Genomic DNA, 26,096 nt, shown 5'->3' on the forward strand with positions numbered 1-26,096 from the left:
CTGTGTTCAGCTGGGCCAGGCGGGGGTCGCCCGCGCCACCAGTGCCTCGACATCGATGCCTCGCGGCAATGCGCCATACACCCGCCCGCCACCGTTCAGCCGGCTGCCAATGAACGCATCGCTGACCACGGCATTGCCCGCCTCCAGCAGCAGCTTGGCCTGCAACGCCAAGGCAATGTCTTCGGTCAGCTGCCGTGCCCGGTACTGGATATCGCTGGTATCGGCGAACGCCCCCTTGAGGTTGCCAATATGCGCGGCCAGGCGCGGGTCGCCATGCCCGTCGCCCAGTTCGGCGAACAGCGCATCGAGCACCCCCGGCTCCTTGGACAACGCCCGCAGCACGTCCAGGCATTGCACATTGCCGGAACCCTCCCAGGTCGAGTTGACCGGCGCTTCGCGATACAACCGCGGCAGGATGCTGTCTTCGACATAACCGGCACCGCCCAGGCACTCGGCAGCCTCGTTGATCATGGCCGGCGCCCGCTTGCAGATCCAGTACTTGCCCACCGCCGTGACCAGCCGTGCGAAGTGCGCCTGCTGCGGGTCGTCGAGCTGTTCCAGGGCCTGCCCCATGCGCAGGCTCAGGGCCAGCGCGGCCTCGCTTTCCAGCGCCAGATCAGCCAGCACGTTCTGCATCAAGGGTTGTTCGTTCAGCACCCGGCCGCCGACCTTGCGATGGGCGCAGTGGTGCGCCGCCTGGGTCAGCGCCTGGCGCATCAACGCGCTGGAGCCGACCATGCAATCGAAACGGGTCATGGCCACCATCTCGATGATGGTTGGCACGCCGCGCCCCTCCTCGCCCACCATCCACGCCAGCGCGCCACGGAACTCGACTTCGCTGGAAGCGTTGGAGCTGTTGCCCAGCTTGTTCTTCAGGCGCTGGATGTAGAACTGGTTGCGGCTGTCGTCGGGCCGATGGCGCGGCAGCAGGAAGCAGCTCAGGCCCTTGTCGGTCTGCGCCAGGGTCAGGAAGGCATCGCACATCGGTGCCGAGCAGAACCACTTGTGCCCGACCAGCTCGTAGGGCTGCCCGGGGCCGGGGCTGCCGACCGGGTAAGCACGGGTGGTATTGGCGCGCACGTCGGTACCGCCCTGCTTCTCGGTCATGGCCATGCCAAGGGTCACGCCGGCTTTGTGACGGTCACCGACGTTGCGCGGGTCGTATTCGCAGGCGAGGATCTTCGGTAGCCAGTATTCGGCCAGCTCTGGCTGCAACCGCAGCGCAGGCACGGCCGCAAAGGTCATGGTCAGCGGGCAGCCGGTACCGGCTTCGGCCTGGCTGTGCAGGTAGGTCATCGATGCCCGCGCCACGTGGGCACCGGGCCGAGGTTCGGCCCAGGGCAATGATGGCAGGCCGTGTTCGACGGCGGTGCGCATCAACTCGTGGTAGGCGGGGTGGAACTCGACCAGGTCGATGCGGTGGCCAAAGCGGTCATGGCTGCTGAATTCCGGCTTGTGCGCATTGGCCAGAAAGCCTGCTGCCATCAGCGGACCGCCGGCCAAGGCACCATAGGCGTCGATCCGCGCTTCGGCCCAACCAGCCCCGAAACGCCGCGACCATTCCTGCAGCGGCAGGTCGAGGCGGTACAGGTTGGCACCGTCGAGCGACGGTGGCTGGTTGGTGACTTCGTGGGTTTCAGCGTACTGGTGGAGGTTCATTCGGGAGCTCCTGGATCCGGGTATGCCTGAAAGGCCCAGTGAAGCACTCCCTGCCGGTGAGTAGTAGTGACAATAATGACTAAACATGTGGCTCAGGGCTGCCAAGGGTTCGCCACAATAATTTCAGCGCCTGCAAGATCGAGCGCCGCGAGGGCGGCGCCCGATCTTGCAGGCGCTGAAACCCTCAAGGCAGACCCTAGAACCGCGTAGCCCCCGACACGGCCCGTCCCGGCGGCATCTGCACCTGGGCAATGGCGACGTTCAAGGCCAGCTCGAACCGGCTCCCAAGTCCCCGCGTCGACTCATGGGACAGCTTGGCATCAAGCAGTTCGGCCAGTTGCCGGCAGATCGACAATCCAATCCCGAGCCCGCCATAGCGGCGAGTCATCGAGCCATCGACCTGGAAGAAGCGCTGATAGAGAATCGCCTGGTCCAGATCATCGAAGCCGATGCCGCTGTCGCTGATGGTAAAGGTCAACGCCAGGCTGTCGGGGCCAAGGCGGCGCCCGCGAACTTGCATCATCACCCCACCGTGATGGGTGAACTTCAGGCCGTTGTCCACCAGGCAGCCCAGGCAGCGGGCCACTTTCTGCGCATCGCCCAGCAACTCGTCCGGCAGCTCGGCGGGGATGTCCAGGCTCAGGTACAGACCCTTGCCCAAGGCCGTTCCGGCATAACCGGCACGCAGGTCCTGCAGCGTGCGCCGCAAGCTGAACGGCAGCGCCTGCGGGCGCATACGGCCGGCCTGCAGTTCGGTCAACGTGAGGATGTCGTCAACCATGTCCATCATGTCCTGGGCCGAGCCGACCGCCGTGCGGTGGTACTGGGCCATCTCGGCAGTCATGGGCAGTGTGTGCATCAGTTCCAGCGAGCCGATCACACCATTCATCGGTGTCCGCAGTTCGTGGGTAACGGTGGCGAGGAATTCATCCTTCAGGTGATTGCTCCTGGCCAGCTGCTGGTTCATCTGCTCCAACGCCTCACCGGTATCGCGCAAGGTCTGTGCCTGCTGTTCGCGCATGCTGTTGATGCGGTCGGCCAGGGCCAGCGACAGCAACGCCACTTCCAGCGCCGACCCCAGCTGGCTGGAATACATGGTGATGAACTGGTTAGGCAGGTAACCCAGCACCATCAGGGTATTGACCAGCCCACCGAGCAGGAACGCCGTCCAGGCGATGATGAACCAGCGCGCCACACGCAGGCCCCGCACCCAGGCATACAAGCCGGCAGCAAAGATGCTCACGGTGAACAGCAAGGCCAGCACCGTGGCCATGCGCAAGGCGATGCCGTAGCGCATGCTCACCGACAGCACCATCACCAGTACGCCACCCAGCATCAGCAGTTGCAGCAAGCGGTCAAAGCCGCGACTGATCTTGCCCAGCTGCAGGAAGTGACGGGCGAACTGGCACCCGAACAAGCCCGCAGCGCCGATGAACAGCGGTGTTGCTGCGTTGGCCCACCACGGGCTGTCCGGCCAGAAGTAGGCAACCCCTGCCCCGTTCACCGACACCTGATACAAGCCGAACGAGGCAATGTAGAGGATGTAGTAGAGGTAACTGACGTCTCGCACACTGAGGTAGATGAACAGGTTGTACACCGCCATTACCAGCAGTACGCCGTAGATCATGCCCAGCACATAGAGGCGGGTCGGCTGGTCTTCCAGGTACGCTTCGGCAGACCACAACGACAGCGGTGCCTGTACCGAACCCTGGCTGTGCAAGCGCAGGTAGGCGGTGGTCGACTGCCCGGGCTGCAGTGGCAGTTCGAACAGGTAATTGTTCTGGCGGATCGGGCGGCTGGCGTAGGGCAATGCGTCGCCGGTGCGCCGGGCCAGGACGAACTCGCCATCGCTGCCCGGCAGGTACAGCTCGATATGGTCCATGGGGGGGTATGCCAGCTCGAGCAGCCACTGGCGCGGTTGCGCATTGGCAGAAGCCACATAATGCAGCTCGACCTTGAGCCAGAACACCGAATGCGAGTAACCGGCGTTCAGCACGTCCTGGTGATGCGTACGGAAACGGCTGGCAAAGATAGGCGCACTGACCTGGGCGATGCTCGCGCTGCCATCACGGTCTTCGTAGACCTGCATGATCTTGCCCAAGGGAAGATGCCGAGTCGCCTCGTCGATTTCGACGGCTCCGGCCAGCACGGGCAACAAGCCCAGAAGCATAATCAGCAAATAGCGCATACAGCCCCAGCATGGCCTGTCCGGTCGCGTCGCGATGGCCTCCAATCCCTTTGAGACGACGAAATCCGGCAGAGCCCGTTTGTCGAGTTATCCGAGCACTCTAGCATAGCTTTCAAGGCTGGCGACGGGCCACTCCAATTTTCTAACAAAAGGCTCTAGGACAATACTTTCAGCGCAAGCACGCGAGAAAATCTGACCACTTGATCAACAAAACTCGTTTGTAGGACGATCCGCACAAAGGGGTTTGGTGGTAAGCTCGCCGACCATGAATACCTACAGCTCCCGCCCCGTTGTCCTCTGTCTCTCCGGCCACGACCCAAGTGGCGGCGCCGGCTTGCAGGCAGATATAGAAGCCCTGCTCGCCCAAGGCTGTCACGCCGCACCTACCGTGACTGCCCTGACGGTGCAGGATACCGTCAACGTTTCCGACTTCCGTGTGCTCGACCGCGAGTGGGTCCTGGCCCAGGCCAATGCCGTGCTGGCTGACTCCACCGTCGCCGCCGTGAAGCTGGGCATGCTCGGCTCGATCGACATGGTCGACACCGTCGCCGAACTGCTCAGTGCCCACCCACACCTGCCGCTGGTTTGCGACCCGGTGCTGCGAGCCGGTGGCGGTGGCCGCCTGGGCAAGGACGAAGTTGGCTATGCCCTGCGCGAACGCCTGCTGCCGCTGGCGACCATTGCCACGCCGAACTTGCCAGAAGCGCGCATCCTGGCCGAACTCCCTGAAGGCACCGCCGACGAGTGTGCCGAGAAACTGTTGCCGTTTTGCAAAAACCTGCTGATTACTGGTGGGCACGGTGACGAGGAAGAAATCCACAATCGCCTGTACAGCCGCGACGGCCAGAGCCATACCTGGACCTGCCAGCGCCTGCCGGGCAGCTACCACGGCTCGGGCTGCACCCTGGCCAGCGCCCTGGCCGGTCGCCTGGCCCTCGGCGAGCAATTGCAAAGCGCGGTGAAAAGCGCCCTGGACTATACCTGGCGTACCCTGCGCGACGCCGAACAGCTGGGCAAAGGCCAGTACGTTCCGCGTCGCCTGCCCCTGGATTTCTGCTCCTGAGACGAGGCGTTCAATGAAGCTACGCGGTCTGTATGCAATCACCGACAGCCAGCTGCTCGCCGGCCGTTTCCTGTCCCACGTCGAAGCAGCCCTGGAAGGCGGTGTGTGCCTGCTGCAGTACCGCGACAAGGGCGATGACGCCGCCCGCCGCCTGCGCGAGGCCGAAGCCCTGATGAAGCTTTGCGAACGCTACGGCACTCAGCTGATCATCAACGACGACGCCGAACTGGCCGCACGCCTGGGCGTCGGCGTACACCTGGGCCAGACCGACGGCCCGCTGACACCCGCTCGCGCCCTGCTCGGCCGCCAGGCGATCATCGGCTCCACTTGCCACGCCAGCGTCGAACTTGCCGCCCAGGCTGCCAACGAAGGTGCCAGCTACGTGGCCTTTGGCCGCTTTTTCAATTCTGTCACCAAGCCCGGTGCGCCGGCTGCCAACGTCGACCTGCTGGAGCAGGCCCGCGCCCAGGTAAAACTGCCGATCGCCGTGATCGGTGGCATCACCCTCGACAACGCCGCCCCGCTGATCGCCCACGGTGCCGATCTGCTGGCGGTCATCCACGGCTTGTTCGGTGCCGACAGCGCGCAGGAAGTCACCCGCCGCGCCCGCGCCTTCAACGCCCTGTTCGCTTCCTGATTTCGAGAGAAGACCCATGTCCCGTTCCGAAGCCCTGTTTGCCCAAGCCCAGAAGCACATCCCTGGCGGCGTCAATTCGCCAGTCCGCGCTTTCAAAAGCGTCGGCGGCACCCCACTGTTCTTAAAGCATGCCGAAGGCGCCTACGTCGTCGATGAAGATGACAAGCGCTACGTCGACTACGTCGGCTCGTGGGGCCCGATGATCCTTGGCCACGGCCACCCGGACGTACTCGATGCAGTACGTCGCCAGCTGGAACACGGCCTGTCTTACGGCGCGCCGACCGCGATGGAAACCGAGATGGCCGACCTGGTCTGCTCGCTGGTGCCGTCGATGGAAATGGTGCGCATGGTCAGCTCCGGTACCGAGGCGACGATGAGCGCCATTCGTCTGGCCCGTGGCTACACCGGTCGCGACGCCATCATCAAGTTCGAAGGCTGCTACCACGGCCACTCCGACAGTCTGCTGGTCAAGGCCGGTTCCGGCCTGCTGACCCAAGGTGTGCCAAGCTCGGCAGGCGTACCGGCAGACTTCGCCAAGCACACCCTGACCCTGCCGTTCAACGACATCGCCGCAGTCGAGAAGACCCTCGCCGAAGTCGGCCAGACCGTTGCCTGCATCATCGTTGAACCGGTGGCCGGCAACATGAACTGCGTACCGCCGGCACCCGGCTTCCTCGAAGGCCTGCGCGAGCTTTGCGACAAGCACGGTGTGGTGTTGATCTTCGACGAAGTGATGACCGGTTTCCGCGTCTCGCTCGGCGGCGCCCAGGGTTACTACGGGATCAGGCCTGACCTGTCGACCTTCGGCAAGATCGTTGGCGGCGGCATGCCGGTTGGCTGCTTCGGCGGCAAACGCGAAATCATGGGCTGCATCGCCCCGCTGGGCCCGGTGTACCAGGCCGGTACCCTGTCGGGCAACCCGCTGGCCATGGCCGCTGGCCTTACCACCCTGAAGCTGATCAGCCGCGCTGGCTTCCATGACGAGCTGACCGCCTTCACCAGCCGTATGCTCGATGGCCTGCAGCAGCGTGCCGATGCCGCGGGCGTGCCGTTCGTCACCACCCAGGCCGGCGCCATGTTCGGCCTGTACTTCAGCGGCGCCGACGACATCGTCACCTTCGACGACGTGATGGCCAGCGATGCCGAACGCTTCAAGCGCTTCTTCCACCTGATGCTCGACGGTGGCGTGTACCTGGCGCCAAGTGCGTTCGAGGCGGGCTTCACGTCGATCGCCCATGGTGAAAAAGAACTGCAGATCACCCTGGATGCGGCCGAAAAAGCCTTTGCCGCGCTGAAATAAGCCAGCACGCGGCCGCTGTAGGAGCGGCCTTGTGTCGCGAAAGCGCTGCAGAGCAGCCCCAGCGTTTTAGCGTTGACACAGACAATGTCGGGGCCGCTTTGCGGCCCTTTCGCGACACAAGGTCGCTCCTACACAATCATCCAATCCACCAGCAAGACAGAAATTCGCGTAAAACTTTGTAAGGTTGGCGCTGCTTATCCCATAATGTGCCACCAGAGATATTGGCCGCAGCTTTGCAGAGGTAAGTCGATCCCCATGAACCGCACCGGCCGCGCCCTCACCTTGGGCTGCCTGTTGCTTCTTCAGCCCCTGCTGGCCCTGGCGGAGGGCGGTAACTCGTTGCTGATTCCGGCAACGGGGCGCTGCACGCTCAACGTTCAGCCAGAAGACCTGCAGAACGCGCTGAAAGCCTGCGAAGAAACAGCGGCGACCGGGGACGCCCAGGCACAGTTCGAGCTGGGCGAGTACTACTACACGCTTACGCCGAAAAACCTGAAGTTGGCGCTGGACTGGTTCCAGAAGGCCTCGCTGCAAGGCCACGCCGAAGCCCAGTACCGCCTTGGCGCCATGTTCTTTCATGGCGAAGGGGTAAAGGCCAACAATGTGCAGGCCTATATCCTGCTGAAGATGGCCGCGGTCAACGGCGCCGAGGATGCGCTGGACATGGCCGACGAAGTAACCGAACAGATGCCTCGCGACGAGCTTGAGCACGCCACCCAGGTGCTTGGCCAGATCTTCCGCAAGTACCTGCTGGAACTGCAGAACGCCGAAGGACGCACACCGTTCTCGCCGCTGCCCTGATGTTTACCGCTCCGGCATCGGCATGGGGAACGGCATCACATTGCCGCTGACCTTCGCCTCGCTGATCTTGGCCGTGCCCAGGCGCTCCACTTCATCGATCCGCACGATCGAATGCATCGGTACGAAACTGCGGATCACCCCTTCGAACTGATTCTTGAGCTTCTCTTCGCTTGGGTCGACCACCACCTGGGTGCGTTCGCCGAAAACGAACTCCTCGATTTCCAGAAAGCCCCACAGGTCGCTCTGGTAGATCTGCTTGGCATACATCTCGAAGACCTGCCCCTGGTTGAGGAAGATCACTTTGTAGATGGCGGGTTCGCGTTTGCTCATGTTCGGCGGGATAACACATGCGTAAGAAAAGGCGCGCATCATAGCAGAGCGGGCCCCGGCCCGGGCGGGTACACAGCCTGAACCAACCCTTGATCGTTTCAGTGCTTTCGCCACTGCCCTTCAAGGGTTATTCTTGAGTTCACATTCATTGCCGTCGAGCGGCTAAAAACGACCTTGAACGCACCCATACAACCTCATCGTTTCATCCTCGAACCCTTCGAGGCCCACCGTTTCGCCAACTTGTGCGGCCAGTTCGACGAGCACCTGCGCCTGATCGAACAACGCCTGGCCATCGAAATCCGCAACCGCGGCAACCAATTCGAGCTGATCGGCGAACCCAAGACCACTTCCGCTGCCGAGCAACTGCTGCGCCGCCTCTACCGCGAGACCAAGGCCACGGACCTGTCGCCGGAAACCGTGCACCTGTACCTGCAGGAGTCGACGGTAGAGAACATCGACAATCCTGCGGTCAATGAAGTCAGCGTCTCGCTGCGCACGCGCAAGGGCAATATTCGCCCGCGCGGCGTCAACCAGCAGCGCTACGTCAAGGAAATCCTCGGCAACGACATCAACTTCGGCATCGGCCCGGCCGGTACCGGCAAGACTTACCTTGCCGTGGCCTGCGCCGTCGACGCCCTGGAGCGTGAGCAAGTGCGCCGCATCCTGCTGGTACGCCCGGCGGTCGAGGCGGGCGAAAAGCTCGGCTTCCTGCCTGGCGACCTGGCCCAGAAGATCGACCCGTACCTGCGCCCGCTGTACGACGCGCTGTACGAGATGCTCGGCTTCGAACATGTGGCCAAGCTGATCGAGCGCCAGGTGATCGAGATCGCCCCGCTGGCCTACATGCGCGGCCGCACCCTGAACAATAGCTTCATCATCCTCGACGAAAGCCAGAACACCACGCTGGAACAGATGAAGATGTTCCTTACCCGTATCGGCTTCGGCTCGACGGCGGTGATCACCGGTGATATCACCCAGGTCGACCTGCCCCGTGGCACCAAGTCGGGCCTGGCCCATGTGATCGAGGTGCTCAGGGACGTACCGGGGATCAGCTTCACCCACTTCCAACCCAAAGATGTGGTTCGTCACCCACTGGTGCAGCGTATCGTCGAGGCTTATGACCGCTTCGATGCCCGCCAGGCCAAGCCCGAGGCACCCGGCAAAGATGCTTGAACTTGACCTGCAACGGGCCACGGATGCTGCCGCCCCGGACGACGCCGCCTTCCGCCGCTGGTGCGAACTGGCCTTGCGCCAGCGCACGGCCGATTCGGAAATGACCATTCGTCTGGTCGACGAAGGCGAAGGCCGCGAACTCAACCACACCTACCGGCACAAGGACTACGCGACCAATGTGCTGTCGTTCCCGGCCGACGTGCCGGATGACCTGCTCGATATCCCGCTGTTGGGCGACCTGGTGATCTGCGTGCCAGTGGTCGAGCGCGAGGCGGCCGAACAGGGCAAATCGCTGGAAGCGCACTGGGCGCACCTGGTCATCCACGGCTGCCTTCACTTGCTCGGCTACGACCACATCGAAGACGACGAGGCCGAGGAAATGGAAGCGCTGGAACGGGAATTGCTGGCGGAACTGGGTCACCCTGACCCGTACGCCGACGATGAAAACGAACCTCTCACACACTGATACACGAAGGATCACGAGAACCGCCATGAGCGAAGATCGATCGAGCAACGGGCAGAAGTCCTGGCTGGGTAAACTGACCCAGGCTTTTGCCCATGAGCCGAAAAACCGCCAGGAGCTCCTTGAGCTGCTGCGCGAAGCCCATCAGAACAAGCTGCTCGACAGCGAAGCGCTGACCATCGTCGAAGGTGCCATCCAGGTCGCCGACCTGCAGGTACGCGACATCATGGTCCCGCGCTCGCAAATGATCAGCATCAAGGCGACCCAATCGCCGCGCGAGTTCCTCCCGGCCGTCATCGACGCTGCCCACTCGCGCTACCCGGTGATCGGTGAAAGCCACGACGATGTGCTCGGGATCCTGCTGGCCAAGGACCTGCTGCCGCTGATCCTCAAAGAGAACGGCGACAGCTTCAACATCAAGGACCTGCTGCGCCCGGCCACCTTCGTGCCGGAGTCCAAGCGCCTGAACGTGCTGCTGCGCGAGTTCCGCGCCAACCACAACCACATGGCCATCGTTATCGACGAATACGGCGGCGTGGCGGGCCTGGTGACCATCGAGGACGTGCTGGAGCAGATCGTCGGTGACATCGAGGACGAGCATGACGTCGAGGAAGACAGCTACATCAAGCCGCTACCGAGCGGTGACTTCCTGGTCAAAGCGCTGACCCCGATCGACAACTTCAACGAGTTTTTCGACAGCGAATTCTCGGATGACGAGTTCGACACCGTCGGCGGCCTGGTGATGAGCGCCTTCGGCCACCTGCCCAAGCGCAACGAGACCACCGAAATCGGCGCCTACAAGTTCCGTATTCTCAATGCCGACAGCCGGCGGATACACTTGCTGCGCCTTACCCCGATCACCCGCTAAGGACAAACATGCGTTGGATCACCCGCCCCGGCTGGCCCGGTAATTTGCTGGCCCTGGCGGCCGGCGCATCGACCCTCCTGGCCCTGGCGCCGTTCGATATCTGGCCGCTGGCCCTGCTGTCAATCGCCCTGCTCTACCTTGGCCTGCGCGAGCTCAGCCCGCGCCAGGCCATGTGGCGTGGCTGGTGGTTCGGCTTTGGCCTCTATGGCGCAGGTACGTGGTGGATCTACGTCAGCATGAATACCTACGGCGGCGCCTCGCCGTTGTTGGCGATCGCCTTGCTGCTGGCATTCTTCGCCGCCCTCGCCTGGTTCTTCGCCCTGCCCACCTGGCTGTGGGCACGCTGGTTCAGGCGCAACGAGGCGCCTCTGGCCGATGCCCTGTGCTTCGCCGCCCTGTGGCTGCTGCAAGAGGCCTTCCGTGGCTGGTTGCTGACTGGCTTCCCTTGGCTGTATGCCGGTTACAGCCAGCTCGACGGCCCGCTGTCGGGCCTTGCGCCGCTAGGTGGCGTGTGGCTGATTTCCTTCGCCCTGGCGCTGAGCGCCGCGCTGCTGTGCAACCTGCAGCGCCTGCGCGAACGCCCATCGTTCCTTGCCATCGGCGCGGTGCTGCTGCTGGCGCCATGGGTGATCGGCATGGCCCTCAAGGGCCACGCCTGGACCACGCCGGCGGGCGACCCGCTCAAGGTTGCGGCCCTGCAGGGCAACGTCGAGCAGGACCTGAAGTGGGACCCGGCCCACATCGACGCGCAACTGGCGCTGTACCGCGACATGAGCTTCAGCTCCAGACTGGTTGACCTGCTGGTGTGGCCGGAAACCGCCGTGCCAGTGCTCAAGGACCAGGCTCAAGGCTATATCGATGTGATGGGCCGCTTTGCTGCCGACCGGCACTCGGCGCTGATCACCGGTGTCCCCGTCCGTGAAGTGGTGCATCACCAGCGCCGTTATTACAACGGCGTCACCGCAACCGGCGAAGGCGACGGCACTTACCTCAAGCAGAAACTGGTGCCGTTTGGCGAGTACGTGCCGTTGCAGGACATGCTTCGCGGCGCGATCGAGTTCTTCAACCTGCCGATGTCGGACTTTGCCCGCGGCCCCGCGGACCAGCCACTGCTGCAAGCCAAGGGCTACCAGGTTGCCCCGTTCATCTGCTACGAAGTGGTCTATCCCGAGTTCGCTGCTGGCCTGGCGGCACGCAGTGACCTGCTGCTGACCATCAGCAACGACACCTGGTTCGGTACCTCGATCGGCCCTCTGCAGCACCTGCAGATGGCGCAGATGCGTGCACTGGAAGCCGGCCGCTGGATGATCCGCGCCACCAACAATGGTGTAACCGCACTGATCGACCCGTTTGGCAAGATCACCGCCCAAGTGCCGCAGTTCCAGCGGGCGGTGCTGTATGGCGAAGTGGTGCCAATGCAGCAGCTGACGCCTTATCTGCAGTGGCGGTCCTGGCCGCTGGCGATTCTTTGCGTGCTGTTGCTGGGCTGGGCCCTGCTGGCGAGCCGTATCGCCAAGACAGTCTGATTCAGCCTGCAACGGCCTGTTCGCGGGCACGCCCGCTGCCACAGGGTTCCGCGCTCCCATGTGGAAGCGGGCGTGCCCGCGAACAGGCCGGCATTGGCGACACAAGGCTCAGTAGAACAACCGATACCCCACCAAGCCCACCGCTTCATTGAGCAACTGCCCGCTTTGCCACATGGCCCGGCTCTCGGGCAGCAACCCTCCGAACGGCCGTGCATGATCGCGCCCCAGGAACCCCACCGGTGCCGGCACCACCTCGAACCCGGCCCGCTCGAAGCTCCAGCGTGAGCGCTGCATGTGCCACGCCTGGGTCACCACCACCACGCGGCGCATACCCAGCGGCTGCAACACCTTGGCGCTCAGCTGGGCGTTCTCCCAGGTGGTACGACTGGCTTCTTCCTTCCATTTCACCTCGACGGCGAAATCTTCGCGCAGGCGATCCGCCATCAGCTGTGCTTCGCTAGGCGGCGTACCGTAATGCAAGCCACCGCTGGTCAGCACCGGCAACCCCGAGGCTTTCGCCAGCCGAGCAGCAAAACGCATGCGCTCAAGGGCCGTCGCCGTGGGCTGGTCACCACCACCCCAGGCCGGATCACCGCGTTCGCGCCCCGCGCCAAGCACGACGATGGCATCTGCCCTGCTCGCCAGGCCGGTCCAATCCGCTGTCGCCAGGGGCGGCTCGGTTTCCAGGATATGGGCAGACTCTTGCACCACCAGCGGCAAACTCATGAGCCACAGGCCTCCCAGCCCCATGACAAAACACAGCGTCGCCAACTGCGGCCGCCTTCTGCGCAACCACCAGGCCGCGAGCAGCAGCAGAAACAGGACGCCAGGCGGCATCAGCCATTGCTTGAAGAAAAACCGGATCGGCATCGACACACCTCCATGGAAGGCGTGCAGCCTATAAAGGATCGACGCCGGTCAACAAGCCCGGGCCGGCGTCGATCATGGGAAGTGTGTTGTAGAACCGGCGGGCGATTGCCTGCGCCTGGCGTCCTGAACGGCTAGCGATGCGGCAGCCTCCTGGAACTCGCCGAGTTGGCGGGGCGTCTCTTGTCCTTGAGCCAGATGATCTTGGCCGTGGCCGGTTCCGCTTGCGGGAATGTACCGGCACAGGCATTACGGCGTTCCGGGAGGGAATCCAGGTAAGCCTTGATCACTTCGAACTCTGCATGGCTCAAGCCACGCAACTCCAGCTCGGCTGGCATCTCGTCGCGTAATCTTACCGAGGTCCTGGCGACTTCCAGTGCCAGGCCAAGACGGTCGATCAGGCGTTCGTAAAGCTCCGGTTTGATTGCGGGTAGCTGCGTCTCTCCCATCCGTTCACCTCATTGAAGATAAAGATTATCTCCCCCCACACCTGAGCTTAGCGTCGCTATAAAAAGCAGCCGGATGCCGCGACCAGCGGGCATTCGCAATCAAGGTTTCCCACGATGCGCGGCGCTGCTGTATGCTACGGCGTTCACTCTAAAACGACACCGGAGTGCCGGACGCAGCGAGGTTCCGCTGCCTGGAACAAGGTCTCTTCTCTCTCAGCAAAAAGTAGCCATGCACGAACAATACACGCCCCGTGATATCGAAGCCGCCGCCCAGAAATTCTGGGACGAGCAACAATCGTTCGCTGTTACCGAACAGCCAGGCAAAGACACGTACTACTGCCTGTCGATGTTCCCGTACCCGAGCGGCAAGCTACACATGGGCCACGTGCGCAACTACACCATCGGTGACGTGATCGCCCGTTACCAGCGCATGCTGGGCAAGAACGTCCTGCAGCCGATGGGCTGGGACGCCTTCGGCATGCCCGCGGAAAACGCGGCAATGAAGAACAACGTCGCCCCGGCCAAGTGGACTTACGAGAACGTCGACTACATGAAGACCCAGCTCAAGAGCCTGGGCCTGGCCATCGATTGGGCGCGTGAAGTCACCACCTGCAAGCCGGATTACTACCGCTGGGAACAGTGGCTGTTCACCCGCCTGTTCGAGAAAGGCATCATCTACCGCAAGAACGGGACCGTGAACTGGGACCCGGCCGACCAGACCGTACTGGCCAACGAGCAGGTCATCGACGGCCGCGGCTGGCGTTCCGGCGCGCTGATCGAGAAGCGCGAAATCCCGATGTACTACTTCCGCATCACCGACTACGCCGACGAGTTGCTGGAAAGCCTCGACGAACTGCCGGGCTGGCCAGAGCAGGTCAAGACCATGCAGCGCAACTGGATCGGCAAGTCGCGTGGCATGGAAGTGCAGTTCCCGTATGACAAGGCCAGCATCGGCCACGAAGGCACCCTCAAGGTCTTCACCACCCGTCCCGACACCCTGATGGGCGCCACTTACGTCGCCGTTGCCGCCGAGCACCCGCTGGCCACCCAGGCCGCCCAGGGCAACCCTGCCCTGCAGGCGTTCATCGACGAATGCAAGAGCGGCAGCGTCGCCGAGGCCGACATGGCCACCCAGGAGAAGAAGGGCATGCCCACTTCCCTGTTCGTCGAGCACCCGCTGACCGGCGAGAAGCTGCCGGTCTGGGTCGCCAACTACGTGCTGATGCACTACGGCGATGGCGCCGTGATGGCCGTCCCTGCCCACGACGAGCGCGACTTCGAGTTCGCCCGCAAGTACAACCTGCCGGTCAAGGCCGTGGTGCGCACCAGCGCCGGTGATGACGTCGGCAGCGAATGGCTGGCCGCCTATGGCGAGCATGGCCAGCTGATCAACTCCGCCGAGTTCGACGGCCTGGACTTCGCCGGCGCCTTCGACGCCATCGAAGCCGCCCTGATCCGCAAGGAGCTGGGCAAATCTCGCACCCAGTTCCGCCTGCGCGACTGGGGCATCAGCCGCCAGCGCTACTGGGGCTGCCCGATCCCGATCATCCACTGCCCGTCGTGCGGCGACGTACCCGTGCCGGAAGACCAGCTGCCGGTCACCCTGCCGGAAAACGTGGTGCCGGACGGTGCCGGTTCGCCGCTGGCGCGCATGCCTGAGTTCTATGAGTGCAGCTGCCCGAAATGCGGTGCTGCGGCCAAGCGCGAAACCGACACCATGGACACCTTCGTCGAGTCGTCCTGGTATTTCGCCCGCTACGCTTCGCCGAACTACGAAGGTGGCATGGTCGACCCGAAAGCAGCCAACCACTGGCTGCCGGTCGACCAGTACATCGGCGGTATCGAGCACGCGATCCTGCACCTGCTGTACGCGCGCTTCTTCCACAAGCTGATGCGCGACGAGGGCCTGGTGACCTCCAACGAGCCCTTCAAGAACCTGCTGACCCAGGGCATGGTGGTCGCCGAGACTTACTACCGCGTAGCCAGCAACGGCGGCAAGGACTGGTTCAACCCGGCCGACGTCGAAATCGAACGCGATGCCAAGGCCAAGATCATCGGTGCCCGCCTGAAGACCGATGGCCTGCCGGTGGAAATCGGCGGCACCGAGAAGATGTCGAAGTCGAAGAACAACGGCGTCGACCCGCAGTCGATGATCGACCAGTACGGCGCCGACACCTGCCGCCTGTTCATGATGTTCGCCTCGCCACCTGACGCGAGCCTGGAGTGGTCCGACTCCGGCGTCGAAGGTGCAAGCCGCTTCCTGCGCCGCGTCTGGCGCCTGGCCCAGGCTCACGTCGCACAAGGCCTGCCGGGCAAGCTGGACGTCGCCGCACTGGACGATGCACAGAAGGTCATCCGCCGCGCCATCCACGCCGCGATCAAACAGGCCAGCACCGATGTCGGCCAGTTCCACAAGTTCAACACCGCCATCGCCCAGGTGATGACCGTGATGAACGTGCTGGAAAAGGCCCCGCAGGCCACCGAACAGGACCGCGCCCTGCTGCAGGAAGGCCTGGAGGCCGTGACCCTGCTGCTGGCACCGATCACTCCGCACATTTCCCACGAGCTGTGGAAGCAGCTGGGCCACGACCAGGCTGTCATCGACGCAGGCTGGCCAACAGTCGACGAGAGCGCCCTGGTGCAGGACAGCATCACCCTGGTGGTGCAGGTCAACGGCAAGCTGCGCGGCCAGGTTGAAATGCCAGCCGCCGCCAGCCGCGAGGAAGTCGAAGCCGCTGCCCGCAGCAACGAAAACGTCCTGCGCTTCATCGATGGCCTGACTATCCGCAAGGTTATCGTGGTACCGGGCAAACTGGTCAACATCGTCGCCAACTGATGGCAACGCCCACCCGCATCCGGTGCGGGTGGGCGGTATCGGCCCACAAGGGAGCAACAACATGATCAAACGCAATCTGCTGGTAATGGGCCTGGCTGTCCTGCTCAGCGCCTGCGGTTTCCAGCTGCGCGGCACCGGCACCAACGACCTGCGCGTCAAGGAGATGGACGTCAGTGCGCGCAACGCCTACGGCCAGACCGTGGTGCAACTGCGCCAGGTACTTGAGCGCAGTGGCGTCAACGTGCATGCGGGCGCGCCTTATCGCCTGGTACTGACCAACGAGCAGGAAAGCTCTCGCTCGGCGAGCTACTCCGGCGGCAACAGCACTGCCGAGTACGAGCTCACCACCACGCTCAGCTACAGCATCCTCGGCCTGAACAACCTCGAACTGCTGAGCAACAAGGTAGAAGCACGCAAGGTGTACGTGCGTGACGGTGGCAATATCACCGGCTCCGATCAGGAAGCCCTGCGAGCACGCGAAGAGATGCGCCGCGACCTGGTGCAGTCGATGGTTTCGCGCCTGCAACAGCTGAGCCCTGCGCAGCTCGATGAGTTGCAGCGCAAGGCCGACGCACGCGCCAAGGCCGAAGCCGATGCACTGGAAGCTGCACGCCGCCAACAGGCCGAGACGCCGCAGCAGTCCCCCATGGAAATCCCGGGCAACTAAGCCCGAACGGGGCACTCCGGCGCCCCGCCTGCTCCCATGAAGCTCGCCCCCGCCCAACTCAACAAGCACCTGCAAGGTAGCCTGGCCCCGGTCTACGTGGTCAGTGGCGACGACCCACTGCTGTGCCAGGAAGCCGCCGATGCCATCCGCAATGCGGCGCGCCAGCAGGGGTTTGACGAACGCCAGGTGTTCAGCGCTGACGCCAATTTCGACTGGGGTACCCTGCTGCAAGCGGGTGCCAGCCTGTCGCTATTCGCCCAGCGGCGCCTGCTGGAGCTGCGCCTGCCGTCGGGCAAGCCCGGTGACAAGGGCGCTGCGGCACTCATGGAATATTGCGCCAAGCCCGCCGAAGACACCCTGCTGCTGATCAGCCTGCCCAAGCTCGACGGCAGCGCGCAAAAGACCAAGTGGGGCAAGGCACTGATCGAAGGTGCCCACTGTCAGTTCATCCAGATCTGGCCGGTGGATCCCCAGCAATTACCCCAGTGGATCAACCAGCGCCTGTCCCAGGCCGGGTTGTCGGCGCAACGCGATGCCGTCGATCTGATCGCCGCGCGGGTAGAAGGCAACTTGCTGGCCGCCGCCCAGGAGATCGAAAAGCTCAAGCTGCTGGCAGAGGGCAACCAGATCACCGTCGAGACGGTACAGGCTGCGGTTGCCGACAGTGCGCGCTTCGATGTCTTCGGCTTGGTGGACGCCATTCTCAATGGTGAGGCCGCACATGCACTGCGCATGCTCGAAGGGCTGCGCGGCGAGGGTGTGGAACCGCCGGTGATTCTCTGGGCGTTGGCGCGTGAGCTGCGCCTGCTGGCCGGGCTGGCCCAGCAGTTCAGCCAAGGTGTACCGCTGGACAAGGCCTTCAGCCAGGCGCGTCCGCCCGTGTGGGACAAGCGCCGACCGCTGGTCAGCAAAGCGCTTCAGCGCCTCTCGGCGCAGCGCTGGGCGCAGTTGCTGCAGGATGCCCAGCGTATCGATGCGCAAATCAAGGGGCAGGCCGAGGGCTCGCCCTGGACCGGGTTGTCGCGATTGGCACTGTTGATGGCCGGGCAGCGCCTGGTACTTCCTTCGCAATAGCTGAGGGCGCATTGCGCCCTTTTCGCGACACAAGGCCGCTCCTACAAGGAGCCGCGTTCACCTGTAGGAGCGGCCTTGTGTCGCGAAAGGGGCGCGAAGCGGCCCCAGAATCTCAGCCATAAAGACAATCAATTGGCCCCACCAAGCCCCAAGCCCTAAAGTCCGCCCCGAAACCTACCCTAGCCGGGATCCCGCCATGAGCAAAAAGCCGAAAAAGCACGGCCACAACAAGGCCAAATCTATCATCGCCCAACCCTTGTTCCGCTGCCGCCAGGAACAACCGGAAAAAGGCAAGGGCAGCTACCGCCGCAAAGCCTTCCAATCGAGAGATTGGGAGGCTTCTTACTTTTTGGCCGCATGAAAGCATCGCAGGCGCAGGCATGGTATGGTCGGCACCTGACCTGCAATTCTGGATCCGTGCATGCTCTTGAGTCTTCTCCCCCGTTGGAATTCCCGCCAGTTACTCGCGGCCTCCAGCTTCATCCTGCTCGTCGCCTGCGCGGAAAAACCCACCGCCGCCGACGCCCTGCCGCTGGCCCCCGCCCAGCCCGCGCCGGCAGTGACCCTGCCCAGCGCCACAGCTGACGTCAGCACTGAAATCCAGCCCCTGCTGTCCTTCGCCGAATGGCAGGCGAACTTCCGCCAGCAGGCCCTCCAGGCCGGCATCGAAGCGAGCACCTTCGACCGAGCATTCCTCGGCGTGACCCCTGACCTCGATGTGATCAAGGCCGACCGCAGCCAGCCCGAATTCACCCGCCCGGTGTGGGAATACCTGGAGGGCGCGCTGTCGCCCCTGCGCGTGCGCAACGGCAAGAAACTGCTGGAACAGAACGCCGAACTGCTGACCCGCATCGAGCAGCGCTATGGCGTCGATCGTCAGGCGCTGGTTGCGGTGTGGGGCATGGAGAGCAACTTTGGCCAGTTCCAGGGCAGCAAGTCGGTGATCCGTTCGCTGGCCACCCTCGCCTATGAAGGGCGCCGCCCTCAGTTCGCTCAGGACCAGCTGATCGCCGCCCTGCAAATCATCCAGCACGGCGATATCCAGCCTGAGGCCATGCGGGGTTCGTGGGCCGGCGCCATGGGCCAGACCCAGTTCATCCCGACCACCTACAACACCCATGCGGTGGATTTCGACGGTGATGGTCGCCGGGATATCTGGAACAGCACGCCAGATGCCTTGGCATCGACTGCGCACTACCTGCAGAGCTCTGGCTGGAAACATGGCCAGCCTTGGGGCTTTGAAGTGCAGGTGCCGGCCGGTTTCGACTACTGGCAAGCCGACGGCTCGCTGCGAAAGCCGGTGTACGAATGGTTGCAGATGGGCGTGAAACTGCCGGCAGGTACCCAGCTGCCAGCGGGCAGCAATCAGCTGTCGGCAGCCCTGCTGCTGCCTGCGGGCGCTCGTGGTCCGGCATTCCTCGTGCTGGACAACTTCCGCGCCATTCTCAAATACAACAATTCGTCGTCCTACGCGCTGGCAGTGAGCCTGCTCGGTGATCGCTTCTCGGGCTGGGGCTTCATCAGCGGCAGCTGGCCGAAAGAAGACCTGCCATTGAGCCGCAGCGAGCGCATGGAGTTGCAAAATCTGCTGAACGCCCGTGGCCATGAAGCCGGGAACCCGGACGGCATCATCGGGGCCAACACCCGCAAGGCGATTCGTAATGCCCAGCAGCAGCTGGGGTGGCCGGCGGATGGCTATCCGACCCACAAGCTGCTTGATAGCCTGCGTCAGCGCTGATGCACCCCGGGGCCGCTTTGCGGCCCCGGCGATTTCAAGCCTTGAACAAATCCTGACCCAGCACCAATGTCTGCTGCTCACTGTCGAGCCTCACCAATGCCCCCAGCGGCAAGCACACATTCGGATCACAATGCCCACTGCGCCACCCGGCCAGCACCGGCACGCCCAGCGGCCCGAACGTCTCCTCCAGCAGCGGCGCCAGCGCTGCCACGGTAATCCCGGCAAAATCCCCCACCAGAACGCCCCGGACGCCCTCCAGCTTGCCCGCCAGGCGCAACTGGGTCAGCAACCGGTCCACCCGATACAGCGGCTCATTGACGTCCTCGATGAACAGGATGCAGCCCTGCGTATCAATCTCCGCTACCGTCCCGAGGGTGGCACCCAGCATCGACAGATTGCCACCCAGCAGGCGCCCGCTGGCGACACCGGGTACCACGCAATTCAAGGCGAACGCGGCCGGATGGACAATTTCATCGCCCTCCCGCAAAAGCCCGCCCAACTGCGCCAGCAACGATGACTCGGTCGGTTGCAGCTTGGCGCCCAACAGGTCGGCATTGAGCATCGCACCGTGAAAGGTGATCAACCCGGTACGCTGGTGAATGGCGGTGTGCAGCGCGGTGATGTCGCTGTAGCCGATCAACGGCTTGGGGTTGCGGCGGATCAGCTCGAAATCGAGCCGATCGAGCAGGCGCATGCTGCCATAACCACCACGCATGCACAGGATCGCATCGACCTGCGGGTCGGCGAAAGCGGCATGCAGATCCTCCAGGCGCTGCTCGTCGCTACCGGCCAGGTAACCCACAGCCTGGGAAACGCCCGGGTAGATCCGGCAACGGTAGCCACGCTCACTGAACCACTGGCCGGCCTTCTGCGCATCCAGACGTGCCGGCCCTGCCGGTGCAACGATGGCAAAGCAGGCATTTTCCGCCAGCGCGGCAGGCAAACGGGACTCTGTGGTTTCAACGCAATTCATCGCAGCTCCTTACGGGACAGCAAAGACAAAAATGCCGATGCCGCCTCTCAGCGTGCATCGGCATGTTCAACTCAAGCCCGGATCAGAGCTTGATCTTGGCTTCGTGCGCCTGCTGGTCGGCATGGTACGACGAACGCACCAACGGGCCGGAAGCGACGTTCTTGAAGCCCATCTTGTAGCCTTCCTCGGCGAACCAGGCGAAGGTGTCCGGGTGGACAAAACGCTGCACCGGCAGGTGGCTGCGCGATGGCTGCAGGTACTGCCCGAGGGTCAACATGTCGATATCGTGCTCACGCATGCGCTGCATCACCTCGATCACCTCCTCGTCGGTCTCGCCCAGGCCGAGCATCAGGCCCGACTTGGTCGGCACGTGCGGGACCATCTGCTTGAACTTTTGCAGCAGGTCCAGCGACCAGTCGTAGTCCGAACCCGGACGCGCGGCCTTGTACAGGCGTGGTACGGTCTCGAGGTTGTGGTTGAACACGTCAGGCGGCGTTTGCGCAGTGATTTCCAGGGCAACCTCCATGCGGCCACGGTAATCCGGCACCAGGGTTTCCAGCTGCACGCCAGGCGACAAGGCGCGGATTTCGCGAATGCAGTCGGCGAAGTGCTGGGCACCGCCGTCTCGCAGGTCGTCGCGGTCCACCGAGGTGATCACCACGTACTTCAGGCGCAGGTCGGCAATGGCAACGGCCAGGTTCTTCGGCTCGTCCAGGTCCAGTGGCTTCGGCCGGCCATGGCCAACGTCGCAGAACGGGCAGCGACGGGTGCAGATGTCGCCCATGATCATGAAGGTCGCGGTGCCACCGGAGAAGCACTCGCCCAGGTTCGGGCAGGACGCCTCTTCGCACACGCTGTGCAGCTTGTGCTTGCGCAGCAGCTGCTTGATGCGGTCGACTTCTGGGGAGACCGGGATGCGCACGCGGATCCAGTCAGGCTTTTTCGGCAGCTCATCGGTGGGGATGATCTTCACCGGGATACGCGCGACCTTTTCGGCGCCACGCAGCTTTACCCCGGCTTCCACTTTTTTCGGCGCTGGGCGCGCGGTGGCATCCTGGGTGGGTATCAGGTTCGGCACGGCTTCTTGCACAGTTGTCATATTCAGTCGATTCCGCCCGTGAGGGTCGTCTGCTCAGCATAGTCGAGGTGCCTGACCAGCTGTCCGCGCAGCCTTGTCCTGACCTCGTCGAGTTCGATCGGACCTGCCAGGTCACGCAGCTGGGTCATGGCCAGCCCCGCATACCCACAGGGGTTGATTCGGCGGAATGGCGCTAGGTCCATGTCCACGTTCAGAGCAAGGCCGTGGAAGGAACGGCCGTTGCGGATTCGCAGGCCGAGGGAGGCGATTTTCGCTCCGTCGACATAGACACCCGGCGCATCGGGCTTGGCCACGGCGTTGACGCCATAGCTGGCCAGCAGGTCGATCAGGGTCTGCTCGATGCGGCTGACCAGGTCGCGCACGCCAAAGCCCAGACGCCGCACGTCCAGCAGCAGGTAGGCCACCAGCTGCCCGGGGCCATGGTAGGTCACCTGGCCGCCGCGGTCGGTCTGCACCACCGGGATGTCTCCCGGAACCAGCAGGTGCTCGGCCTTGCCGGCCTGGCCCTGGGTGAAGACCGCGGGGTGCTCGACCAGCCAGATTTCGTCCTGGCTGTCCGGGCTACGCTGCTCGGTGAAGCGACGCATGGCCTCCAGCACCGGTTCATAGGGCTGCAGGCCAAGTTCGCGAACACCGAGGCAAAGCGACATCAGAGCACCATTTTCACGATGCCGGTGGCACGCAGGGCACTGTTGATGTCATGCAGCTGATTTTCGCTTTCGGCGACGATGTGCAGTTGCACGGTGGTGTACTTGCCTTCCTTGCTCTGGCGCTCGGCCAATGTGGAAAGGTCGACCCTCGCGTGCTTGCTCAGGATCTCGATCACCGTGTCCTTGAAGCCGACTACGGTGTCGCCGATTACCTTGATCGGGTAATCGTCGCAGGGGAATTCGATTTTGTGCGACTTGACGTCAGGTTCGCTCATGGCGGAAACGGCCTCGTAAGCCGTGGCAACAACAACGCCCCCACTGGTTACGCGGGGGCGTGCAGGTCACGTATTCAGTTGAACAACCCGTAGAAGAATAGACGGATGCTATCCCACATACGGCGGAAGAAACCACCTTCCTCGACGCCATCGAGGGCGATCAGGTCGGCGCTGTGAACCACGTTCTCGTCCAGTTTGACTTCCACTTTGCCGATCACGTCACCTTTGGCGATTGGTGCGGTGAGCTGCGGGTTCATGGTCATCGAAGCCACCAGACGTTTAAGCTGGCCTTTAGGCATAGTCATGGTCAGGTCTTCGGCCAGGCCAGCCTTGACTTGGCTGGTAGCACCCTTCCAGACCGGAGCCTGGGTCAGCTCGGTGCCCTTCTGGTAGAAGGTCTGGGTTTCGAAGAAGCGGAAACCGTAGGTCAGCAGCTTCTGGGTCTCGGCAGCACGGGCTTGCTCGCTGTTGGTGCCGAACACCACGGCGATCAGGCGCTGGCCGTCACGAACGGCCGAAGCCACCATGCAGTAGCCGGCTTCTTCGGTGTGGCCGGTTTTCAGACCGTCGACGGTCTTGTCACGCCACAGCAGCAGGTTGCGGTTCGGCTGCTTGATGTTGTTCCAGAAGAACTCTTTCTGCGAGTAGATGGCGTAGTGGGCCGGGTCGATATTGATGATCGCGCGGGCCAGCAGGGCCATGTCGTGCGCCGAGGAGTAGTGCTCCGGGTTCGGCAGGCCGGTCGGGTTCATGAAATGGCTGTTGGACATGCCCAGTTCGGCAGCGGTCTTGTTCATCATGTCGGCGAAGGCGTCTTCACTGCCGGCGATGTGCTCGGCCAGGGCAACCGAGGCATCGTTGCCCGACTGGATGATGATGCCGTGCAGCAGGTCGCTCACGGTGACCTGGCTACCGACCTTGATGAACATGCGCGAACCGCCGGTACGCCAGGCGTTCTCGCTGACGGTGACCGGGTCGTTTTCGCCGATCTGGCCGCGACGGATGTCGACGGTGGCGATGTAGGCGGTCATGAGCTTGGTCAGGCTGGCAGGCGGCAGGCGCTCGTCACCGTTGTTCTCGACCAGCACGTTGCCGCTGGACGCGTCCATGAGTACGTAGGACTTGGCTGCCAGTTGCGGTGGCGCCGGCATCATCTGCTCTGCTGCGAAGGCAGCAGGCGTGAGCATCAGCAGTACGGGCAGGCAAAGTCGTTTGGCAAGGTTGGTGATGTTCATCCGTCTCTCGAAAATCGCTAATGGTCTGATGTTCCCTGGGCCACATCGTGTGCCCAGCGCCAGTCAGTCTAGTTTTGGTGGCCTTCGGCCTGGCCCGCGAACTGCGGCTTTATGTCGCTGCGGGCAAAAGCCGATATTGTACATGTCCGGGCCCGGCAATTCATGACAAAACCGACAGTTTGTGGAGGCCCGGACCCCCACATGAACGGTCAGTCAGCGGTGACCAGCTTGGCCTGGCCAAGATTCGCCAGGCGAATGCTGTCCTGTGCCTGCTGGATCTCGCCCTGGCTGCCGAACGGCCCCAGGCGCACGCGGTGCAGGGTTTGCTGGTTGCGCACGATGGAGCTGATGAACACCGGCGCGCTGACCATGGTGCTGAGCTTGGAGCGCAGCAGTTCGGCAGCATCCGGGTTGGCGAAGGCACCTACCTGCAGGACATTGCCAGCCGCGCCGGCTGGCACGTTGCCGCCGCCCACCTGCACCGGCACCACCGGCGCCGCGTGCTGCTGCGGTGGCGGGGTCCACTGCTCGACCCGCCCGGTGCTGGCCGGAATCGCCTGGGTCTGCGCGACCTGCGGTTCTTTCAGCATCAGTGGCGGCTTCTGGCCCTTCTGTGCCCACCACTGCTGCGGGTCGATACCCTCGACCCGTACGTGCGCGGTGCCGATCTCGGCATAGCCGAGTTTCTTCGCCGCCGCATAGGACAGGTCGATGATCCGATCGGAATAGAACGGGCCACGGTCGTTCACCCGCAGGATCACACTACGACCGTTGGCCAGGTTGGTCACCCGGACATAGGCCGGCAGCGGCAGGGTCTTGTGCGCCGCGCTCATGCCGTAGAGGTCGTACAGTTCTCCGTTGGCAGTGTTCTGGCCGTGGAACTTGGTGCCATACCACGATGCAGTGCCCTCGGCGCGGTAGTTGCGCGCGTCCTGCATCGGGTAGTAGGTCTTGCCCAGCACGGTATACGGGTTGGCCTTGTAGGCACCGGTATGCACGGTCGGGGTGGCATCAGGGATCTTGTTGACATCCACATCCCACCACGGCGCACCGTCCTTGTGGGCACGGTTGATATCCAGGCCAGGCTGCGAACGGACGACATTGCCACTGCCCTGGGAGGTCGGGCGGCTGGAGGAACAGCTGACCAGCAATATGCCGACGGTCATGCAGGTCAGCAGCTTGAAGGTATTGGCAGAGATGATTGCGCGCATTACTTGACGCCCCGTACTTGGACCAGCTGTTCCGCAAGCTGATGCACCGCCATGGCATACATCACGCTGCGGTTGTAGCGAGTGATCGCGTAGAAGTTCTTCAGGCCCATCCAGTACTCGGGGCCGTTTTCGCCTTCCAGGCGCAAAGCCGTCACCGGCAGATCATCGCGCAGCGCATCATGGCTCGACCAGCCCAACGCCCGCAACTCCCCGACCGTCTTGACCGGCTCGATGCCCGTGGTGACGCCTTCGTCGACCCGCGTACCACTGACCCGAGCGCGGCTGACCACGCCTTCGCCGGCCACCCAGCCATGGCGCTTGAAGTAGCTGGCCACGCTGCCGATGGCATCGTCGGGGTTGTTCCAGATGTTGATGTGACCGTCGCCGTCGAAGTCCACTGCGTAGTTGCGGAAGCTGCTCGGCATGAACTGCGGCAAGCCCATCGCGCCGGCGTAGGAACCCTTGAGGTTGAGCGGGTCGATCTGTTCGTCGCGGGCCAGCAGCAGGAACTCGCGCAGCTCCTTGCGGAAGAATTCGGCTCGCGGCGGGTAGTCGAAGGCCAGGGTGGACAAGGCATCGATCACTCGGTAGTTGCCGGTGTTGCGGCCAAAGAAGGTCTCCACCCCGATGATCGCGACGATGTATTGCGCCGGCACACCATAAGTTTGCTCGGCCCGGGCCAGCACCGCCTCGTGCTGACGCCAGAAGTCCACACCCCGGGCAATGCGCGCGTCGGTGATGAACATTGGCCTGTATTCCTTCCACGGCTTGACCCGTTCGGCCGGGCGCGAGATGGCGTCGAGAATCGACTGCTTGCGCTGCACCTCGCGGAACACACCGTTCAATTGCTCGGGAGCAAACCCGTAGTCGCGGCTCATCTGGAGAACGAACTCGGTCACCTGCGGGGAGCCGTCGTAGTCACCGGCATGGGCCAGCTGTACAGCGCCGAACAGGCCCACCGCGCCGATCCACGGCGCACAACGGGCAGCCCAGTTACGCACTGCTTGCATGAAA

The 26,096-nt window shown here is 63.4% G+C and carries 25 protein-coding genes; 13 read left to right on the plus strand and 12 right to left on the minus strand.

Going from position 1 to position 26,096, the window contains the following annotated elements; all coding sequences use genetic code 11:
• Positions 1-6: 6 nt before the first annotated feature.
• The gene (locus tag ACTORR_RS10660; RefSeq protein WP_286934233.1) at positions 7-1,659 is read right to left on the minus strand and encodes an acyl-CoA dehydrogenase family protein; all 1,653 of its coding nucleotides are present in this window, start codon (positions 1,657-1,659) and stop codon (positions 7-9) included.
• A 196-nt stretch (positions 1,660-1,855) separates the two neighbouring features.
• Positions 1,856-3,847 carry a sensor histidine kinase gene (locus ACTORR_RS10665; protein WP_286934236.1) on the minus strand — a complete coding sequence of 664 codons (1,992 nt, stop codon included), beginning with the start codon at positions 3,845-3,847 and terminating at the stop codon, positions 1,856-1,858.
• Between the two features lie 265 nt (positions 3,848-4,112).
• On the opposite strand from ACTORR_RS10665, the gene ACTORR_RS10670 reads away from it, so the two are divergent.
• The 4 genes from ACTORR_RS10670 (at position 4,113) to ACTORR_RS10685 (ending at position 7,648) form a co-directional block, all read left to right on the plus strand.
• Complete coding sequence (locus ACTORR_RS10670; RefSeq protein ID WP_054886727.1) at positions 4,113-4,910, plus strand: hydroxymethylpyrimidine/phosphomethylpyrimidine kinase; 798 nt, start codon at positions 4,113-4,115, stop codon at positions 4,908-4,910.
• 13 nt (positions 4,911-4,923) lie between these two features.
• The gene (thiE, locus tag ACTORR_RS10675) at positions 4,924-5,547 is read left to right on the plus strand and encodes a thiamine phosphate synthase (RefSeq protein ID WP_054886726.1); all 624 of its coding nucleotides are present in this window, start codon (positions 4,924-4,926) and stop codon (positions 5,545-5,547) included.
• Between the two features lie 16 nt (positions 5,548-5,563).
• On the plus strand, positions 5,564-6,847 hold the full coding sequence (hemL, locus tag ACTORR_RS10680; protein WP_286934239.1) for a glutamate-1-semialdehyde 2,1-aminomutase: 1,284 nt from the start codon (positions 5,564-5,566) through the stop codon (positions 6,845-6,847).
• Positions 6,848-7,102: 255 nt separating this feature from the next.
• On the plus strand, positions 7,103-7,648 hold the full coding sequence (locus ACTORR_RS10685) for a tetratricopeptide repeat protein (protein WP_054886145.1): 546 nt from the start codon (positions 7,103-7,105) through the stop codon (positions 7,646-7,648).
• Between the two features lie 3 nt (positions 7,649-7,651).
• Here ACTORR_RS10685 and ACTORR_RS10690 read toward each other — a convergent pair whose 3' ends face one another.
• On the minus strand, positions 7,652-7,978 hold the full coding sequence (locus ACTORR_RS10690) for a DUF1820 family protein (protein WP_054886146.1): 327 nt from the start codon (positions 7,976-7,978) through the stop codon (positions 7,652-7,654).
• 174 nt (positions 7,979-8,152) lie between these two features.
• On the opposite strand from ACTORR_RS10690, the gene ACTORR_RS10695 reads away from it, so the two are divergent.
• The 4 genes from ACTORR_RS10695 to lnt are packed head-to-tail and all read left to right on the plus strand — an operon-like array spanning position 8,153 to position 12,008.
• Positions 8,153-9,151 (plus strand): PhoH family protein, encoded by a 999-nt coding sequence (locus ACTORR_RS10695; RefSeq protein WP_054886147.1) that lies wholly within the window; start codon positions 8,153-8,155, stop codon positions 9,149-9,151.
• Positions 9,144-9,617, plus strand: a complete 474-nt coding sequence (gene ybeY, locus ACTORR_RS10700) for an rRNA maturation RNase YbeY (protein ID WP_099814656.1) — start codon at positions 9,144-9,146, stop codon at positions 9,615-9,617. The genes ACTORR_RS10695 and ybeY overlap by 8 nt, the downstream gene beginning before the upstream one ends.
• 25 nt (positions 9,618-9,642) lie before the next feature.
• The gene (locus ACTORR_RS10705) at positions 9,643-10,482 is read left to right on the plus strand and encodes an HlyC/CorC family transporter (RefSeq protein WP_027917759.1); all 840 of its coding nucleotides are present in this window, start codon (positions 9,643-9,645) and stop codon (positions 10,480-10,482) included.
• 8 nt (positions 10,483-10,490) lie between these two features.
• Complete coding sequence (gene lnt, locus ACTORR_RS10710) at positions 10,491-12,008, plus strand: apolipoprotein N-acyltransferase (protein WP_441343632.1); 1,518 nt, start codon at positions 10,491-10,493, stop codon at positions 12,006-12,008.
• Positions 12,009-12,116: 108 nt separating this feature from the next.
• Here the strand turns inward: lnt and ACTORR_RS10715 are convergent, their stop codons facing one another.
• Both ACTORR_RS10715 and ACTORR_RS10720 read right to left on the minus strand, forming a co-directional pair.
• A complete protein-coding gene (locus ACTORR_RS10715; protein ID WP_054886150.1) occupies positions 12,117-12,878 on the minus strand; it encodes a YdcF family protein in 762 nt (253 codons plus the stop codon).
• A gap of 131 nt (positions 12,879-13,009) precedes the next feature.
• Positions 13,010-13,324: a hypothetical protein gene (locus ACTORR_RS10720; RefSeq protein ID WP_286935776.1), complete on the minus strand. Its 315-nt coding sequence runs from the start codon at positions 13,322-13,324 to the stop codon at positions 13,010-13,012.
• Positions 13,325-13,553: 229 nt separating this feature from the next.
• Here ACTORR_RS10720 and leuS point away from each other — a divergent pair, with 229 nt between their 5' ends.
• The 5 genes from leuS (at position 13,554) to ACTORR_RS10745 (ending at position 19,639) form a co-directional block, all read left to right on the plus strand.
• Positions 13,554-16,160: a leucine--tRNA ligase gene (gene leuS, locus ACTORR_RS10725; RefSeq protein WP_286935775.1), complete on the plus strand. Its 2,607-nt coding sequence runs from the start codon at positions 13,554-13,556 to the stop codon at positions 16,158-16,160.
• Between the two features lie 61 nt (positions 16,161-16,221).
• On the plus strand, positions 16,222-16,827 hold the full coding sequence (locus ACTORR_RS10730; protein WP_054886153.1) for an LPS-assembly lipoprotein LptE: 606 nt from the start codon (positions 16,222-16,224) through the stop codon (positions 16,825-16,827).
• 36 nt (positions 16,828-16,863) lie between these two features.
• Entirely contained in the window at positions 16,864-17,901 is a 1,038-nt protein-coding gene (gene holA / locus ACTORR_RS10735; RefSeq protein ID WP_099814653.1) for a DNA polymerase III subunit delta, read from the plus strand.
• A 196-nt stretch (positions 17,902-18,097) separates the two neighbouring features.
• Positions 18,098-18,262, plus strand: a complete 165-nt coding sequence (gene arfA / locus ACTORR_RS10740) for an alternative ribosome rescue factor ArfA (protein ID WP_054886155.1) — start codon at positions 18,098-18,100, stop codon at positions 18,260-18,262.
• 60 nt (positions 18,263-18,322) lie between these two features.
• Positions 18,323-19,639 (plus strand): lytic murein transglycosylase, encoded by a 1,317-nt coding sequence (locus ACTORR_RS10745; protein WP_054886156.1) that lies wholly within the window; start codon positions 18,323-18,325, stop codon positions 19,637-19,639.
• 34 nt (positions 19,640-19,673) lie between these two features.
• Here ACTORR_RS10745 and ACTORR_RS10750 read toward each other — a convergent pair whose 3' ends face one another.
• The 7 genes from ACTORR_RS10750 to mltB all read right to left on the minus strand — a co-directional run bounded on the left by ACTORR_RS10750 (position 19,674) and on the right by mltB (position 26,092).
• Positions 19,674-20,612 (minus strand): S66 peptidase family protein, encoded by a 939-nt coding sequence (locus tag ACTORR_RS10750; protein WP_054886157.1) that lies wholly within the window; start codon positions 20,610-20,612, stop codon positions 19,674-19,676.
• An 82-nt stretch (positions 20,613-20,694) separates the two neighbouring features.
• Positions 20,695-21,711 carry a lipoyl synthase gene (gene lipA / locus ACTORR_RS10755; RefSeq protein WP_262108835.1) on the minus strand — a complete coding sequence of 339 codons (1,017 nt, stop codon included), beginning with the start codon at positions 21,709-21,711 and terminating at the stop codon, positions 20,695-20,697.
• Between the two features lie 2 nt (positions 21,712-21,713).
• Positions 21,714-22,361, minus strand: a complete 648-nt coding sequence (lipB, locus tag ACTORR_RS10760) for a lipoyl(octanoyl) transferase LipB (protein ID WP_054886159.1) — start codon at positions 22,359-22,361, stop codon at positions 21,714-21,716.
• Positions 22,361-22,636 carry a DUF493 domain-containing protein gene (locus tag ACTORR_RS10765; RefSeq protein WP_054886160.1) on the minus strand — a complete coding sequence of 92 codons (276 nt, stop codon included), beginning with the start codon at positions 22,634-22,636 and terminating at the stop codon, positions 22,361-22,363. The genes lipB and ACTORR_RS10765 overlap by 1 nt, the downstream gene beginning before the upstream one ends.
• Before the next feature lie 74 nt (positions 22,637-22,710).
• The gene (locus ACTORR_RS10770) at positions 22,711-23,871 is read right to left on the minus strand and encodes a D-alanyl-D-alanine carboxypeptidase family protein (protein WP_054886161.1); all 1,161 of its coding nucleotides are present in this window, start codon (positions 23,869-23,871) and stop codon (positions 22,711-22,713) included.
• A 209-nt stretch (positions 23,872-24,080) separates the two neighbouring features.
• Entirely contained in the window at positions 24,081-25,082 is a 1,002-nt protein-coding gene (locus ACTORR_RS10775; protein ID WP_099814650.1) for a septal ring lytic transglycosylase RlpA family protein, read from the minus strand.
• Complete coding sequence (gene mltB / locus ACTORR_RS10780; RefSeq protein WP_054886190.1) at positions 25,082-26,092, minus strand: lytic murein transglycosylase B; 1,011 nt, start codon at positions 26,090-26,092, stop codon at positions 25,082-25,084. Before mltB ends, ACTORR_RS10775 begins: the two co-directional genes overlap by 1 nt.
• Between the last annotated feature and the right edge of the window lie 4 nt (positions 26,093-26,096).

The sequence above is a fragment of the Pseudomonas sp. SAR267 genome (assembly GCF_052077595.1).
Taxonomy (GTDB): domain Bacteria; phylum Pseudomonadota; class Gammaproteobacteria; order Pseudomonadales; family Pseudomonadaceae; genus Aquipseudomonas; species Aquipseudomonas vlassakiae.

What these genes read in the sequence shown, in the direction of transcription:
- ACTORR_RS10660 (WP_286934233.1), bottom strand. Translation starts at nt 1,659, where the DNA reads ATGAACCTCCACCAGTACGCTGAAACCCACGAAGTCACCAACCAGCCA.
- ACTORR_RS10665 (WP_286934236.1), bottom strand. Translation starts at nt 3,847, where the DNA reads ATGCGCTATTTGCTGATTATGCTTCTGGGCTTGTTGCCCGTGCTGGCC.
- ACTORR_RS10670 (WP_054886727.1), top strand. Translation starts at nt 4,113, where the DNA reads ATGAATACCTACAGCTCCCGCCCCGTTGTCCTCTGTCTCTCCGGCCAC.
- thiE (WP_054886726.1), top strand. Translation starts at nt 4,924, where the DNA reads ATGAAGCTACGCGGTCTGTATGCAATCACCGACAGCCAGCTGCTCGCC.
- hemL (WP_286934239.1), top strand. Translation starts at nt 5,564, where the DNA reads ATGTCCCGTTCCGAAGCCCTGTTTGCCCAAGCCCAGAAGCACATCCCT.
- ACTORR_RS10685 (WP_054886145.1), top strand. Translation starts at nt 7,103, where the DNA reads ATGAACCGCACCGGCCGCGCCCTCACCTTGGGCTGCCTGTTGCTTCTT.
- ACTORR_RS10690 (WP_054886146.1), bottom strand. Translation starts at nt 7,978, where the DNA reads ATGAGCAAACGCGAACCCGCCATCTACAAAGTGATCTTCCTCAACCAG.
- ybeY (WP_099814656.1), top strand. Translation starts at nt 9,144, where the DNA reads ATGCTTGAACTTGACCTGCAACGGGCCACGGATGCTGCCGCCCCGGAC.
- ACTORR_RS10705 (WP_027917759.1), top strand. Translation starts at nt 9,643, where the DNA reads ATGAGCGAAGATCGATCGAGCAACGGGCAGAAGTCCTGGCTGGGTAAA.
- lnt (WP_441343632.1), top strand. Translation starts at nt 10,491, where the DNA reads ATGCGTTGGATCACCCGCCCCGGCTGGCCCGGTAATTTGCTGGCCCTG.
- ACTORR_RS10715 (WP_054886150.1), bottom strand. Translation starts at nt 12,878, where the DNA reads ATGCCGATCCGGTTTTTCTTCAAGCAATGGCTGATGCCGCCTGGCGTC.
- ACTORR_RS10720 (WP_286935776.1), bottom strand. Translation starts at nt 13,324, where the DNA reads ATGGGAGAGACGCAGCTACCCGCAATCAAACCGGAGCTTTACGAACGC.
- leuS (WP_286935775.1), top strand. Translation starts at nt 13,554, where the DNA reads ATGCACGAACAATACACGCCCCGTGATATCGAAGCCGCCGCCCAGAAA.
- ACTORR_RS10730 (WP_054886153.1), top strand. Translation starts at nt 16,222, where the DNA reads ATGATCAAACGCAATCTGCTGGTAATGGGCCTGGCTGTCCTGCTCAGC.
- holA (WP_099814653.1), top strand. Translation starts at nt 16,864, where the DNA reads ATGAAGCTCGCCCCCGCCCAACTCAACAAGCACCTGCAAGGTAGCCTG.
- arfA (WP_054886155.1), top strand. Translation starts at nt 18,098, where the DNA reads ATGAGCAAAAAGCCGAAAAAGCACGGCCACAACAAGGCCAAATCTATC.
- ACTORR_RS10745 (WP_054886156.1), top strand. Translation starts at nt 18,323, where the DNA reads ATGCTCTTGAGTCTTCTCCCCCGTTGGAATTCCCGCCAGTTACTCGCG.
- ACTORR_RS10750 (WP_054886157.1), bottom strand. Translation starts at nt 20,612, where the DNA reads ATGAATTGCGTTGAAACCACAGAGTCCCGTTTGCCTGCCGCGCTGGCG.
- lipA (WP_262108835.1), bottom strand. Translation starts at nt 21,711, where the DNA reads ATGACAACTGTGCAAGAAGCCGTGCCGAACCTGATACCCACCCAGGAT.
- lipB (WP_054886159.1), bottom strand. Translation starts at nt 22,361, where the DNA reads ATGTCGCTTTGCCTCGGTGTTCGCGAACTTGGCCTGCAGCCCTATGAA.
- ACTORR_RS10765 (WP_054886160.1), bottom strand. Translation starts at nt 22,636, where the DNA reads ATGAGCGAACCTGACGTCAAGTCGCACAAAATCGAATTCCCCTGCGAC.
- ACTORR_RS10770 (WP_054886161.1), bottom strand. Translation starts at nt 23,871, where the DNA reads ATGAACATCACCAACCTTGCCAAACGACTTTGCCTGCCCGTACTGCTG.
- ACTORR_RS10775 (WP_099814650.1), bottom strand. Translation starts at nt 25,082, where the DNA reads ATGCGCGCAATCATCTCTGCCAATACCTTCAAGCTGCTGACCTGCATG.
- mltB (WP_054886190.1), bottom strand. Translation starts at nt 26,092, where the DNA reads ATGCAAGCAGTGCGTAACTGGGCTGCCCGTTGTGCGCCGTGGATCGGC.